This is a genomic window from Ancylobacter sp. SL191 (assembly GCF_026625645.1).
Taxonomy (GTDB): domain Bacteria; phylum Pseudomonadota; class Alphaproteobacteria; order Rhizobiales; family Xanthobacteraceae; genus Ancylobacter.
Genome location: NZ_CP113056.1, coordinates 2,851,287 through 2,865,962, shown reverse-complemented (window position 1 = coordinate 2,865,962; position 14,676 = coordinate 2,851,287). Strand labels below are relative to the sequence as shown.

The window sequence follows — 14,676 nt, the reverse complement described above, 5'->3', positions numbered from 1 at the left end:
GGCCCCATGAATATGGGGGGAAGGCCCTAACGGGCGCTCTTATCTTGGGCACGCTCATTGCTCATGCAGCGCTGCGCCGGCAAACGCGACGCGCGATTCTGCCGCAGCGTCGAGAAACGTTAGCTGGAAAGGCGCTCAGCCCGCTCGATGAGCTCAAGACACAGGGCGGCGGCGGCAAAATCGCGGAATCGGGCAGCACGACGCGCGGTAGCCTCCGCATCTGAGCCCCACGCCTGCTCCTGAACTTCCTCGTCGATATGCGCCGCCCGCCAGGCCCCGTCCGCCGTGAGGCGTCCGCCCCAGAGCGCGAGGGCGACAAGGGCTGAGCCGGAGAGCGTGGTCAGGAGGTTCAGCGCCGCAAGGCGCAGCGCATCGTCCGGCAAATGGGCAGCGATCGCCTCGAGGCTGCGCGGGGGCTGCTCGACATAGACGACGCCTTCACTGAGGAAGAACGTGGCGCCGATCTCCTCGCGGGCCCAATCGAGCAGCGGATCCCAGATCTGGCTCTGAAGGGCGACCAGCGCGGCGGGCCCGTCCGTGCGGTAGCATAGAAGGTCCGAGCCGGCATATCTGACGATCTCGGCCGCCACGGCGTCGCGGTTCGCTTCGACGCCATCGAGCGCGGAATTGACCAGACGCGTCACCGGCATGGTCATCGGGTCGATGAACTCCCCCTGCCCGGCCCATTCGGCAGCCATGACCTCAGCCAGTTCGCAGACCGGCACCTGTACGATGCGGCGTCCGGGCGTGCGCACGGGGCGCCCGTCGAGCTCGATGCGGAAGCCACCTTCGGCGGTGGGGGCGGCGCTGGCGGCGGTGTAGAACCGCTTCATGCGCGGCGCGGCGGACTGTGCCGCAAGCTTGCCCGCGAGATCGGAACTCTCAGGCCCGCTCATGCGTCGCGCTCCACAATTCTTCCATGGCCGGGAGAAGATCGTCGGCACGCTCGACCAGACGCTCCGCGCCCGCCTCGATCAGCAAGGGCGAGGCATGGTAGCCCCAGGTCACGCCAAGGGCGCGCGCGCCAGCGGCCCGCGCCATCACCATGTCGAAGCTGGTGTCGCCGATCAGCACCGTGGCCTCCGGCGCGATGCCGGTAGCGGCGGCCGCCTGCAGCACCATGGCCGGGTGGGGCTTGGACGGAGCGTCATCCGCCGTCTGGATGGTGGCGAAACGCCCCTCGAGCCCGTGATGGCTCAGCACGGCGGCAACCCCGCGCTGCGACTTGCCGGTGGCGATGCCGAGCACCACGTCGTCACGCGCGGTGAGGCGGTCCAGCACCGCCTTTACGCCGGGAAACATCGGCTCGACGAAACCGCCCTCGGCCCGCAGCTCGCGGAAAGCGTCGCGGTAGAGGTCGGCCAACGTCTCAGCGGGAAAGGCGGGTGCGTTGCCGCCGAGCTCACGCATTGCCTCGACGAGCGACAGGCCGACAATGCCGAGCACTGCCGGGCGCGGCGGCACGTCGAGACCGGCCCGCGTGAAGGCGCGCCGCATCGCCTCGACGATGACGTGCTGGCTGTCCACCAGCGTTCCGTCGCAGTCAAACAGGACGAGTTTCACGACAGCCCTTCCGGCAGGAGGCCGCGCGCGGCACGGCGGGAATGGTGGGCGGTGACGGGCTCGAACCGCCGACCCTCTCGGTGTAAACGAGATGCTCTACCAACTGAGCTAACCGCCCGGAAAACGCAGCGCCGCAGACGCAGAGGACAGCGCGCCGGCGCGTACCGCCCCTGGGCGGCGCAAGCCGAGCTTAAAGCATCGGATCGCCGCGCGGGCAAGGGGGCGAAGAAACGGGGCGCACAAACGGGCGATGGCGCCCTACCCCTCAAACGAAACGCGCGCCGGGCGGGGGACCGGTACGGTCCAACGCCACCCGACGCGCGTTCTGAACGTCCCGCGTGGGCCCGGCACCACCTGCGCCCATCGGGGCGGCGGTGCCAGCCTCACGCGTCAAGCGGACGAAATCAGCCGTTGACGGTTTCCTTCAGGCCCTTGCCGGGCGTGAACTTCGGCGCCTTCGAGGCTTCGATCTTGACCGGATTGCCGGTGCGCGGATTGCGGCCCTCACGCGCGGCGCGGGTCACGACGGAGAAGCTGCCGAAGCCGATCAGCTTCACTTCCTCGCCGGCCTTCAGCGAAGCGGCAATGGCATCGAAGGTCGCATCGACCGCAGCCGCGGCGGCAGCCTTCGTCAGCTTGGCCTGCTCGGCCACGGCGGCGACGAGTTCGTTCTTCGTGGTCATGAGACCGGTCCTTCCCTTGTTGCACAAGAATCGTCGGATACATGCACCAACGACGGGCGCGACCCTTTCTCCAAATTGCGGCGATTGCAAGCGCAACCGTCATCAAACCCGCACAAATACACGATTTTGGATGATTTCAGAATACCTGGGCACCGCCCAAAGCTGGTATGCCAGCGCCTGCATTTTGAGCGCCACATCGGCGTGCCTGTGTCAAGCGCCGGATCAAGCGCCGTGCGAAACGAAAATGGCGGCGCCCGTTGGGGCACCGCCATTTGCATCAGGCGCGGGGAAGCTCAGTGAGCGGCGACAACGCTCGGTTCCTCGATCGTGCCGATGACCGGCTCGACCTTGGCATCGGGGAGCTTCTCCTCCCAGACGATCGACTCGGGCAGGCGCGTCAGGGCGTGGTGCAGCACCTCGTCCATCCGCGAGACCGGCACGATCTCCAGAGCGTTCTTCACATTATCCGGGATCTCGGCGAGATCCTTGGCGTTCTCTTCCGGGATCAGCACCTTCTTGATGCCGGCCCGCAGGGCGGCGAGGAGCTTCTCCTTGAGACCGCCGATCGGCAGCACCCGGCCGCGCAGCGTGATCTCGCCGGTCATCGCGACGTCACGGCGGATCGGAATGCCCGTGAGTACCGAGGTGAGCACGGTCGCCATCGCCACGCCGGCCGAGGGGCCGTCCTTCGGGGTCGCCCCTTCGGGAACATGGACATGGATGTCGCGGCGGTCGAACAGCGGCGGCTCGATGCCGAAATCCAGCGCGCGCGAGCGGACATAGGACGCCGCCGCCGAGATCGATTCCTTCATCACGTCGCGCAGATTGCCGGTGACGGTCATCTTGCCCTTGCCGGGCATCATGACGCCTTCGATGGTCAGGATCTCGCCGCCGACTTCCGTCCAGGCAAGCCCGGTCACCACGCCGACCTGGTCCTCGGCCTCGGCCTCGCCATAGCGGTAGCGCGGCGCGCCGAGATAATCCTCAAGCTGCTGGACCGTGACCTTCACCGTCTTCTTCTTCGACAGCATGAGATCCTTCACCGCCTTGCGGGCGAGGTTGGAGATCTCACGCTCGAGGTTGCGCACGCCGGCTTCCCGCGTGTAGCGGCGCACCAGGGTGAGCAGGGCCTCGTCGTCGATGGCCCATTCCTTGACCTGCAGGCCATGCTTGGTCAGCGCCTGCGGAATGAGGTGGCGGCGGGCGATCTCGACCTTCTCGTCTTCCGTGTAGCCGGCGATGCGGATCACCTCCATGCGGTCCAGAAGGGCCGGCGGGATGTTCAGCGTGTTCGCCGTCGTCACGAACATGACGTTGGAGAGGTCATAATCCACCTCGAGATAGTGGTCGTTGAAGGTGTGGTTCTGCTCGGGGTCCAGCACCTCCAGCAGCGCCGACGACGGATCGCCGCGGAAGTCCGCGCCCATCTTGTCGATCTCGTCGAGCAGGAAGAGCGGGTTGGACTTCTTCGCCTTGCGCATCGACTGGATGACCTTGCCGGGCATCGAGCCGATATAGGTGCGCCGGTGGCCGCGGATCTCGGCCTCGTCGCGCACGCCACCGAGGGCGACACGCACATATTCACGGCCCGTCGCCTTGGCGATGGACTTGGCGAGCGAGGTCTTGCCGACGCCGGGCGGGCCGACCAGGCACAGGATCGGGCCCGTCAGCTTGTTCTGCCGGCTCTGCACGGCGAGATACTCGACGATGCGCTCCTTGACCTTGTCGAGACCGAAATGGTCGGTATCCAGCACGTTCTGGGCGAAGGGCAGATCCTTCTTGACCTTGGAGCGGTTGCCCCACGGGATCGAGAGCAGCCAGTCCAGATAGTTGCGCACCACGGTGGCTTCCGCCGACATGGGGCTCATCTGGCGCAGCTTCTTCAGCTCGTGCGTGGCCTTCTCGCGCGCTTCCTTGGAGAGCTTGACGGTCTTGATGCGCTCTTCCAGCTCGGCCAGCTCGTCACGGCCGTCCTCGCCGTCGCCCAGCTCCTTCTGGATCGCCTTCATCTGCTCGTTGAGATAGTACTCGCGCTGGGTCTTCTCCATCTGGCGCTTGACGCGCGTGCGGATGCGCTTCTCGACCTGAAGGACCGAGATCTCGCTCTCCATCAGCGAGAGCACCTTCTCCAGCCGGGCGGTGACCTTGAGGATCTCCAGCACCGCCTGCTTCTCGGGGATCTTCACCGCGAGATGCGAGGCAATGGTGTCGGCGAGCTTCGAGTGGTCCTCGATCTGGGTGACCACGCCGACGATCTCAGGCGAGACCTTCTTGTTCAGCTTCACATAGCTGTCGAACTCGGAGAGTACCGAGCGGCCGAGCGCCTCGGCCTCGACCTTGGAGCCGATCTCCTCCTCCAGCGCGACAGCCTCGGCCTCGTAGAGGTCGGCACGGTCGGTGTAGTGGGTGACCTTGGCGCGCGAAATGCCCTCGACCAGCACCTTCACCGTACCGTCCGGCAGCTTGAGGAGCTGCAGCACGGAGGCCAGCGTGCCGATCTTGTAGATGGCATCGGTCGACGGATCGTCGTCGGAAGCATTCTCCTGGGTCGCCAGCAGGATGAACGTGTCGTTCCGCATCACCTCTTCCAGGGCGCGGATCGACTTCTCGCGGCCCACGAACAGCGGCACGATCATGTGCGGAAAGACCACGATGTCGCGCAGCGGAAGCACCGGGAAAGTCTGCGAGACGCCCGGCGTGAGCGCGGCGCGAGGCTTGGAGCTCGTCATGGCTCTATCCTTTTCTGTTGACGGCCGGCATCCGCCGCCGGCGCGAAGCGCGCCAGCGAGAGGGGCCGTGCCGCAATACGGCCGGAACGCGAACGGGGATCGTTGTGCGGGAGCGGTACGCCGCGGGACTGCACGTCGATGCAGGTCGAGGACCGGTGGTTGACGCTCAGATGGCGATGACTTCCGGCTCCGTCAAGGGAGCCGGTCCTGCCGTCCGGGCGGGGCCGCCCGGACGCTCCTGCGTCCCGGCGCGGCTCAGGCACTCGCGCCCGCATCGCCGACCGCACGATCCGCGTAGATGTAGAGCGGACGTGCATTCTGCTCGACGACCTCCTTGCTGATGACGACCTCCTCGACCCCTTCGAGGCCGGGCAGATCGAACATCGTGTCGAGCAGGATGCCTTCCATGATCGAGCGCAGGCCGCGCGCGCCGGTCTTGCGCTCGATGGCCTTGCGGGCGATGGCGCCCAGCGCTTCCTCATGGATGGTGAGCTCGACATTCTCCATCTCGAACAGGCGCTGATACTGCTTCACCAGCGCGTTCTTCGGCTCGGAGAGGATCTTCTTCAGCGCCGCCTCGTCGAGGTCTTCCAGCGTCGCGATCACCGGCAGACGGCCGATGAACTCCGGGATCAGCCCGTACTTCAGCAGATCCTCGGGCTCGACCTCGCGGAACACCTCGCCGGGCTTGCGGTCCTCGGGCGCGGAGACGATGGCACCGAAGCCGATCGAGGTGCCCTTGCCGCGCGACGAGATGATCTTGTCGAGGCCGGCGAAGGCGCCGCCGCAGATGAACAGGATGTTGGTCGTGTCCACCTGCAGGAACTCCTGCTGGGGATGCTTGCGGCCGCCCTGCGGAGGCACGGAGGCAACCGTGCCTTCCATGATCTTCAGAAGCGCCTGCTGCACGCCCTCGCCCGACACGTCGCGGGTGATGGACGGGTTGTCAGACTTGCGGCTGATCTTGTCGATCTCGTCGATATAGACGATGCCGCGCTGCGCCCGCTCGACATTGTAGTCGGCCGACTGCAGCAGCTTGAGGATGATGTTCTCGACGTCCTCGCCGACATAGCCCGCCTCGGTGAGCGTCGTCGCGTCCGCCATGGTGAAGGGCACGTCGAGGATGCGGGCGAGCGTCTGCGCGAGCAGCGTCTTGCCCGAGCCCGTCGGCCCGATCAGCATGATGTTGGACTTGGCGAGCTCCACGTCACCGGCATGCTTGGTCGCGTGGTTCAGGCGCTTGTAGTGGTTATGCACCGCCACCGACAGGACGCGCTTGGCATGGAACTGGCCGATAACGTAATCGTCCAGAACCTTGCATATCTCCTTCGGGGTCGGAATGCCGTCGCGTGACTTCACCAGCGAGGACTTGTTCTCCTCGCGGATGATGTCCATGCACAGCTCGACGCATTCATCGCAGATGAACACGGTAGGTCCCGCAATCAGCTTGCGGACCTCGTGCTGGCTCTTGCCGCAGAACGAGCAGTAAAGAGTGTTCTTGCTGTCGCCGCCGCCAACCTTGCTCATGCGTCTCTCCGTCCGCTCGGCGGTCCAGGGGTTTCCTGATCCCGCCCCAGTCTCGCAGGCCGCCGCGGGCCTCCAAGGGGGGAGAAACGCGACGGCTCAATGGGCCGTCAAAAGGAAGCGACTTGAGGGTCCAACCGTTCCTGCTAGCCAAGCAGCTAGCGGCGGAACGATCAAGAAGGCATTCGCGTCATCCCCGCCTTCGCGGATCGGGCGCCGGCCCCGTCGTACCCCTGTCACACCTCCTGGCGACACTTCACTGTAATGACATGCAAGCGCGATACCGCGCCGCACGCAACCCCACGCTTCATTTCCGCGCGGGATTGCCCTTCATATAGGAAGCCGCCGTGGCTTCCGAAACACGCACATTAAAGACGGTCAGGCTTTCGCGGGGGGCTTCGTCCGGGCGCTTGTCGATCACTTTGTCGATAAGTCCGAAGGCCTTGGCGGCGTCAGCGGTCATGAAGTTGTCGCGCTCGAGCGCGTCCTCGACCGCCTTGAGGTCCTGGCCGGTGTGCTTCACATAGATTTCGTTGAGCCGCTTCTTGAGGCTCTCGACTTCCTTGGCGTGGATCAGGATGTCCGTCACCTGGCCCTGGAAGCCGCCGGACGGCTGATGAACCATGATTCGCGCGTTCGGCAGGGCGAAGCGCATGTCCTTCTCGCCGGCGGTGAGCAGCAGCGAGCCCATCGAGGCGGCCTGGCCGATGCACAGCGTCGACACCGCCGGCTTGATGAACTGCATCGTATCGTAGATCGCGAGGCCCGACGTCACCACTCCACCGGGGGAGTTGATGTACATCGAGATTTCCTTCTTCGGGTTCTCCGCCTCGAGGAACAGGAGCTGCGCGACCATGAGGGTCGCCATGCCGTCCTCGACCGGCCCGGTCAGGAAAATGATGCGCTCCTTCAGGAGGCGCGAATAAATATCGTAGGACCGCTCGCCCCGGTTAGTCTGCTCGACCACCATGGGGACCAGGTAATTCATGTAAGTATCAATAGGGTCACGCATATTTCGATCCTCGGCGGTACGGCGCCCGTGCGCCGCCCGCGAATCCATCCCGCCCCACAATAAAGCGAAAGCGCGTCCCTACCAGCCCTGCGGACCCTTATGCCGCAGACGGCACGCGCGGGAGACGCTCCCGCGCGAACCTCAAGCAGCCGTCATCAGGCCTTGTCGGCCTCGTCCTCGGCGTAGAGTTCCTCGCGGGTGACGGGGATCTCGTTGACCTTGGCGAGCTCGAGCAGGAAGTCGACGACCTTCTCCTCGAAGATCGGCGCGCGCAGGCTGGCGAGCGCCTGGGCGTTCTTGCGATAGAACTCCCACACCTGCTGCTCCTGCCCGGGGAACTGGCGGGCACGCTCGACGACGGCGCGGGTGACCTCGTCGTCGGTCACCTGGATGTTGTTCTTCTCACCGATTTCCGCAAGCACCAGGCCGAGACGAACGCGGCGCTTGGCGATCTTGTCGTAGTCGGCGCGGGCCTCCTCCTCGGTGGTGCCCTCATCGGCGAAGGTCCGCTTCTGGGTTTCCATCTCCGAGGTGACCGAGTTCCAGATGCCCTCGAATTCCTGCTGGGCGAGGGTCGGGGGCACGTCGAACTGGTGCAGGCCGTCCAGCGCGTCGAGCAGGCGACGCTTCACCTTGGCGCGGCTCTGGGCGTTGTGCTCCTGGGCGATGCGGCTCTTCACCTGCTCGCGCAGCGCGGCGATGTCGTCCATGCCGAGCGACTTGGCGAACTCGTCGTCGAGCGCGAGCTCACCGGGCGCCTCGATCTTCGAGGCGGTCACCTCGAAGGCGGCGGCCTTACCGGCCAGCTGGGCGGCCTGGTAGTTCTCCGGGAAGGTGACGTTGACCGTGCGGGTCTCGCCTTCCTTGATGCCGACCAGCTGCTCCTCGAAGCCGGGGATGAAGCTGTTGGAGCCGAGCACGACCGGGATGTCCTCGCCCGAGCCGCCCTCGAACTTCTCGCCGTCGATCGAACCGACGAAGGACACGGTGACGCGGTCGCCATTGGCGGCCTCGCCGGCTTCCTTGGCGGTGTAGGGGCGGTTCGCCTCGGCGATGCGGTTGACGGTGTCGTCAACTTCCGCGTCGGTCACGGCCAGCACCGGCTTGTCGAGCGCGATCGAGCCGAAATCGCCGAGCTCGATGGAGGGCAGCACCTCGATGCCGACGGTGTAGGACAGGTCAGCCTTGCCCTCGATCACCTCGTTGACCGCCGCCTCGTCCTGCGGCAGCTCGACCTTGGGCTGCATGGCGAGCTTGAAGCCGTTATCGTCAATGATCTTCGAGTTGGCTTCGTTCACCGCCTGGTCGATCACTTCGGCGAGAACCGACTTGCCATAGAGGCGCTTCAGATGGGCGACCGGCACCTTGCCCGGGCGGAAGCCGTTGATGCGCACCTTGTCCTTCATCTCGCTGAGGCGGGCGGTCGCCTTGGCGTCCAGTTCGGCGGCCGGCAGAACCACGCGATATTCGCGCTTGAGACCTTCGGCGAGGAGTTCGGTGACCTGCATGTTCAATCGGCCTTCGTCGTGTTTGCCGCGCGAACGCGGCGTTCTCGTCGGTTATGCGAGGCCACGGCGCTCGCGCGTCGCTCGTCCTCGTCGGTGAAATTCAGTCGGGAGGCTCCGGGCTGCCGGAAAACTGGTGCGCGCGGCGGGACTCGAACCCCCACATCTTGCGACACTGGAACCTAAATCACACTAAAAGTCCCGTCATATTGAGACTTTTCAAGGACTTAGCGTCTGCCACAGGTGGCACTTCCTGCCACAACACCAATCAGCCGCGCCTCAGGCACTACCTTAAGGGACGCTCTCTTAGTCGTCGGCGCACAGTTGCGCAAGCGGCGGGCCGCTGGTACGTCCCCGCGCGTGCCCCCTTGGCGGAATTGGTAGACGCGGCGGATTTAGGTTCCGCTCCTGTGAGGGGTGCCGGTTCGAGTCCGGTGGGGGGCACCAGCAGCGCCGCCGAGCCCGCCCCGCGCACCCTCAGCCGGTGGCGCCGAGGCGCTTGAACAGCCGGGCATAGACCGGGCGCAGCGCGTCGATCAGATCGTCCGCCACCAGCCCCGGACCGGCCTCGCGTGCCGCCTCGCCATGCAGCCAGACGGCGGCTGAGGCCGCCTCGAAGGCCGGCATGCCTTGCGCCAGCAGCCCGCCGCATATCCCCGAGAGTACATCTCCCGCTCCCGCCGTCGCCAGCCAGGGCGGCGCATTGGCGGCGATGGCGGCGCGCCCATCGGGGCTCGCGACCACTGTGTCCGCCCCCTTCAGCACCAGCACAGCGCCGAGCCGGGCGGCCCCGCCGCGCGCCCGCTCCAGCTTGGACGGCGCGCTGATAATGTCCCCGCACCCCTCGAACAGCCGCGCGAACTCGCCATCATGCGGCGTGGCGATGGCGGCGGGCGCGTGGGCGATCTGCCGGGCGAGAACATCCGCCTTTCCGGCAAAGCTGGTGAGGAGATCGGCATCGAGCACGAGACGTCGGTCGGCGGCAGCCGCCAGCATCGCCCGCGTGCCCTCCCCCACCCCGGCGCCCGGCCCGATGACCAGCGTGCCGAGCCGGCGGTCCTCCAGCAGGCGCGAAAAATCCTCCGGCCCGTCGACCGGTCGCACCATGATCGCCGACAGATTGGCCGCATGGATCGCCAGCGCCTCGCGCGGGCAGGCCACCGTCACCAGCCCCGCCCCCGCCCGCAGCGCCGCCCGGGCGGCGAGCCGCGTTGCCCCGGTCGCCTGCGCCGGGCCGGACAGCGCGACGAGATGGCCGCGTGTGTATTTGTGCCCGGCAATACCCGGCACGGGAAAGCCCTCCGCCCACAGGTCCGGCTCATTGGCGTGGGCGATTGGGCGAATCGACGCCAGCACCTCGGGCTTGATGCCGATATCGGCGATCTCCAGCGCCCCGGTGTGCAGGCGACCGGGCAGCAGCAGATGGCCGGGCTTGGCGCGGAAGAAGGTGACGCTCGCCTGCGCCGTGATCGCCGCGCCACGCACCGCGCCGCTCGCGCCATCAATGCCGGAGGGCAGGTCCACCGCCAGCACCGGCCGGCCGGCCGCGTTCACCCGCTCCACGAGGGCGCGCGCTGGCCCGTCGAGATCGCGCGCCAGCCCGGCGCCAAACAACGCGTCGATGATGAGGTCGACACCCTCGAGGCGCACGGCCGCCGCCTCTTCCACCGGCCCCGCCCAGCGCGCCGCCATGGCCGCCGCGTCGCCCTTCAGCGCCGCGACATCGCCCAGCAGCGCGAGGCGCACCTCGTAAAAGGCCGCGGCAAGGTGGCGCGCGGCGACGAAACCGTCCCCGCCATTATTGCCGGGCCCGCACAGCACCAGCACCCGGCTGCCGGCCCGCGCGCGCCGCGCCGCGACCCTGGCGACCGCCCGCCCGGCGGCCTCCATCAGGATGAGACCGGGCGTGCCCGCCTCAATCGTCAGCGCATCGGCACGCCCCATCTCGGTCGGTGTCAGTAGTTCCATCCGGCCCTCGCTCCTGCCGTCATTCTAGGCCATGGGCCCCGCTGATGCCGAGCGCCATGGGCCGGGTTGCGCGAAGAAAGGCGGGTTCGCGCAAAAAGGAGTGACGCCGGGGCGACGGCGTGTGCAGGCGCCACCCCGCAACTTTAAGCCGCACCCGCGCGCAACCGGTGCATCCGCAGGCAGACGAGGGGGCCTTGCCTAATTTCCGCGCGGTAATATGCCACGGCGCGGCGGAGCGTCCGCCTACAACTTGTGCATCACGATCATTTTTTAATCACGCGCTTGGAAATAAACCCGGAGGCGCTGCTTTTTGCGGCTCGAAAAGACCGCGGAACCCGCTATTTTCCTGATGCAGGCACCGCTTGGCATGGGTTCTGCTTCGACGCGGATCGACTCGACCGGGCGTCGCGGATCGTCGAGTCAGGGAGATAAGGTGACATGAAGAAGATCGAGGCCATCATTAAGCCCTTCAAGCTGGACGAGGTGAAGGAAGCGCTGCAGGAAGTCGGGTTGCAGGGCATCACCGTCACCGAAGCCAAGGGCTTCGGCCGGCAGAAGGGTCACACCGAGCTGTATCGCGGCGCCGAATATGTCGTCGACTTCCTGCCCAAGGTGAAGATCGAGGTGGTGGTCGCCGACGAGACGGTGGAAACCGCGATCGACGCCATCCGCCGCGCCGCCCAGACCGGCCGCATCGGCGACGGCAAGATCTTCGTGTCGAACATCGAGGAAGCCATTCGTATCCGTACGGGTGAGTCGGGCGTCGACGCCATCTGAACACACGCGTAATATGTGAGCGCCGACAGCACGCGCTGCATCGCAATGATGCAGCGCGTCTCGTTGTTGGCGCCACCGCTTGTGTCTCACCTGCCCGCGAATGAGCAGCATTCAAAAGAGGTTCGAAAAAGATGACGACGGCCAAGGATGTCATGAAGCTGATAAAGGAGAACGACGTTAAGTACGTCGACCTCCGCTTCACCGATCCGCGCGGCAAGTGGCAGCATGTCACCTTCGATCTCTCTATGGTCGATGAGGATTTCTTCGCTGAGGGTCAGGCGTTTGACGGTTCGTCGATTGCCGGCTGGAAGGCGATCAACGAATCCGACATGCACCTCCAGCCGGATCTCGATTCGGTCAGCATCGACCCGTTCTTCTCCGAGACCACCCTCGTCGTCGTCTGCGACGTGCTCGAGCCGACCACCGGCGAGCCCTATAGCCGCGACCCGCGCGGCATCGCCAAGAAGGCCGAGGCCTATCTGAAGTCCACCGGCATCGGCGACACCGTCTATATCGGCCCGGAAGCCGAGTTCTTCATCTTCGACGACGTGCGCTTCAAGGCCGACCCGTACAACACCGGCTTCAAGCTCGATTCGATCGAACTGCCGACCAATTTCGACACCGAATATGAAGGCGGCAATCTCGGCCACCGGGTGAAGACCAAGGGCGGCTATTTCCCCGTCCCGCCGATCGACAGCGCGCAGGATATGCGCGGTGAAATGCTCGCCGCCATGGCCCGCATGGGCGCCAAGGTCGAGAAGCACCACCATGAGGTCGCCTCGGCCCAGCACGAGCTGGGTCTGAAGTTCGACACGCTGGTGACGATGGCTGACCACCTGCAGGTCTACAAATACTGCATCCACCAGGTCGCCAACATCTATGGCAAGACCGCGACCTTCATGCCGAAGCCCATCTTCGGCGACAACGGCTCGGGCATGCATGTGCACCAGTCGATCTGGAAGGGCGGCAAGCCGCTGTTCGCCGGCAACAAATACGCCGACCTCAGCCAGGAATGCCTGTGGTACATTGGCGGCATCATCAAGCACGCCAAGGCGCTGAACGCCTTCACCAACCCGCTGACCAACTCCTACAAGCGTCTGGTTCCGGGCTATGAGGCGCCGGTGCTGCTCGCCTATTCGGCGCGCAACCGCTCGGCCTCCTGCCGCATCCCCTACACCACCTCGCCCAAGGCCAAGCGCGTCGAGACCCGCTTCCCGGACCCCGGTGCGAACCCCTATCTCGCCTTCGCCGCGCTGGTCATGGCCGGCCTCGACGGCATCCTCAACAAGATCGACCCCGGCCCGGCGATGGACAAGGATCTCTACGATCTGCCCCCGAAGGAGCTGAAGAAGATCCCGACCGTCTGCGGCTCGCTGCGTGAGGCGCTGGCCTCGCTCGACAAGGACCGTGAGTTCCTCAAGAAGGGCGGCGTGTTCGACGACGACTTCATCAACGCCTATATCGAGCTGAAGATGACCGAGGTGATGCGCTTCGAAATGACGCCGCACCCGGTCGAGTTCGAGATGTACTACTCGGTCTGAGCCCAAATCACCGGGCTTGGCCCGGCAGGCTATGGAAGGGGCGCCTCGCGGCGCCCCTTTTCGTTGGCGCCGGATTTCGAGGCACCCTCACCCCGCCGCGGCGCCTTCCACCCGGACGACCTCGATGCGGTTGCGCCCGTCCTTCTTCGCCCGGTAGAGCACGCCATCGGCGCGTTCGATCAAGGTGCGCAGCCGGCTTTCCATCGCCGGCGCGGACACCGCCGCCGGCAGGTTGGCGATGGCGAGGCCGATGCTCGCCGTGCATTCCAGCGGCGCGTTGTCGGCGCCCATATGCAGGCTGATCGCTGCCTGTTTCAGCCCGCGCTGCACCCGCTCGGCGGCCGCCCGCGCGGCCGCGTCATCCGCGCCTGGCAGCAGCACGACGAATTCCTCGCCGCCGACGCGGCCGATCACGTCACCGCCCCGCACATTGTCGCGCAGCACCTGGGCGAACAGCACCAGCACGCTGTCGCCGGCGGCATGGCCGAAGCGGTCATTGATCTGCTTGAAATGGTCGAGGTCGAGGAACATCACCGCCAGCGGCCCGCCCGCCGCCGTCACCGCCACGGCCTGCTGCATGAAGCCGCGCCGGTTGAGCAGGCCGGTGAGGTCGTCACGGTCCGCCGCCTGCCGGTACTGCTGCTCGGCGCGCTCGCGCGCCATCAGCACCACGGTGAAGCAGATGAAGATGGTGAGCGCCATGCCGGTCAGGCCGAACCAGGCCATGGACGGGTTGTTGAAGATCTCGATCCGGTCGTTCTGCACCTGCTCGTTGAGCAGCGGAATGCGCAGGAAGTTCATCACGAAGGCGATGGCGAGCGCGACGAACAGCCCTATCCGCGCCTTGGAGCTGCGCAGCCCGCCGCGCCAGAGCTGCTCCAGCGAGGCCAGGATCAGAATGGGAATCGCCACCGAGATCAGCACCACCCGCGCCAGCGGATCGGCGTCGAAGGGCGGGATATGCACCACGAGGATCCAGGCGAGCGGCGCCGCCCAGGTGAGCAGCGGCGAGACCGGCTGACGGTCGAAGCGCCGCAGCCCCGCCCAGAGCTGGGAATAGCCGATCAGGAAGCAGCTATTGGCCAGCGCGACGGCGATGAAATAGGGCAGCTCTTGCCGGAAAATGCCGCCGAGAATGCCGAGGATGAGGAAGGCGAGCGCGCCCGCCCAATGAGCGAGCGCCGGCTCGGTGGGGGTGACCCACCAGACGAAGAGCAGGCCCACGGCGAGAAGCGTGGCGACCACCGTGAGCACCGCCCACAGCGTCAGCGGGTCAAGCATGGCGAATAAGGCGACGTGACATCATGGAGCATCATACCCCTTTCATGCCCCCCGGCCAGCGCGCCGAGAGGCGCCGCCCGCCGCTCATCGTCA

The 14,676-nt window shown here is 66.1% G+C and carries 10 protein-coding genes, 2 tRNA genes and 1 pseudogene; 3 read left to right on the top strand and 10 right to left on the bottom strand.

The window, feature by feature from the left end; all coding sequences use genetic code 11:
• Positions 1–119: 119 nt before the first annotated feature.
• From OU996_RS13050 to tig, 8 genes and pseudogenes are all read right to left on the bottom strand, one after another.
• On the bottom strand, positions 120–896 hold the full coding sequence (locus OU996_RS13050; protein WP_267582047.1) for an ATP12 family chaperone protein: 777 nt from the start codon (positions 894–896) through the stop codon (positions 120–122).
• Positions 883–1,563, bottom strand: coding sequence for an HAD-IA family hydrolase (locus OU996_RS13045; protein ID WP_267582046.1), 681 nt, complete (start codon positions 1,561–1,563; stop codon positions 883–885). The genes OU996_RS13050 and OU996_RS13045 overlap by 14 nt, the downstream gene beginning before the upstream one ends.
• Positions 1,564–1,605: 42 nt before the next feature.
• Positions 1,606–1,681, bottom strand: a tRNA-Val gene (locus OU996_RS13040).
• Positions 1,682–1,967: 286 nt separating this feature from the next.
• Positions 1,968–2,246: an HU family DNA-binding protein gene (locus tag OU996_RS13035; protein WP_018386927.1), complete on the bottom strand. Its 279-nt coding sequence runs from the start codon at positions 2,244–2,246 to the stop codon at positions 1,968–1,970.
• A gap of 293 nt (positions 2,247–2,539) precedes the next feature.
• Entirely contained in the window at positions 2,540–4,975 is a 2,436-nt protein-coding gene (gene lon, locus OU996_RS13030; protein WP_267582045.1) for an endopeptidase La, read from the bottom strand.
• Positions 4,976–5,230: 255 nt separating this feature from the next.
• On the bottom strand, positions 5,231–6,502 hold the full coding sequence (clpX, locus tag OU996_RS13025; protein ID WP_267582044.1) for an ATP-dependent Clp protease ATP-binding subunit ClpX: 1,272 nt from the start codon (positions 6,500–6,502) through the stop codon (positions 5,231–5,233).
• 388 nt (positions 6,503–6,890) lie between these two features.
• A pseudogene (locus OU996_RS13020) lies at positions 6,891–7,511 on the bottom strand (ATP-dependent Clp protease proteolytic subunit); the annotation flags it as partial.
• Positions 7,512–7,666: 155 nt separating this feature from the next.
• Positions 7,667–9,019: a trigger factor gene (gene tig / locus OU996_RS13015; RefSeq protein ID WP_267582043.1), complete on the bottom strand. Its 1,353-nt coding sequence runs from the start codon at positions 9,017–9,019 to the stop codon at positions 7,667–7,669.
• A 359-nt stretch (positions 9,020–9,378) separates the two neighbouring features.
• On the opposite strand from tig, the gene OU996_RS13010 reads away from it, so the two are divergent.
• Positions 9,379–9,463, top strand: a tRNA-Leu gene (locus OU996_RS13010).
• A 30-nt stretch (positions 9,464–9,493) separates the two neighbouring features.
• Here OU996_RS13010 and OU996_RS13005 read toward each other — a convergent pair.
• A complete protein-coding gene (locus OU996_RS13005) occupies positions 9,494–10,984 on the bottom strand; it encodes an NAD(P)H-hydrate dehydratase (protein ID WP_267582042.1) in 1,491 nt (496 codons plus the stop codon).
• Positions 10,985–11,422: 438 nt separating this feature from the next.
• Between OU996_RS13005 and OU996_RS13000 the strand changes: the two genes are divergently transcribed.
• Together OU996_RS13000 and glnA are read left to right on the top strand one after the other, a co-directional pair.
• Positions 11,423–11,761, top strand: a complete 339-nt coding sequence (locus OU996_RS13000; RefSeq protein WP_183191037.1) for a P-II family nitrogen regulator — start codon at positions 11,423–11,425, stop codon at positions 11,759–11,761.
• A gap of 131 nt (positions 11,762–11,892) precedes the next feature.
• Positions 11,893–13,302: a type I glutamate--ammonia ligase gene (gene glnA / locus OU996_RS12995; protein WP_267582041.1), complete on the top strand. Its 1,410-nt coding sequence runs from the start codon at positions 11,893–11,895 to the stop codon at positions 13,300–13,302.
• An 87-nt stretch (positions 13,303–13,389) separates the two neighbouring features.
• On the opposite strand, the gene OU996_RS12990 is transcribed toward glnA, so the two are convergent.
• A complete protein-coding gene (locus OU996_RS12990; protein WP_267582040.1) occupies positions 13,390–14,583 on the bottom strand; it encodes a GGDEF domain-containing protein in 1,194 nt (397 codons plus the stop codon).
• Positions 14,584–14,676 lie beyond the last annotated feature (93 nt).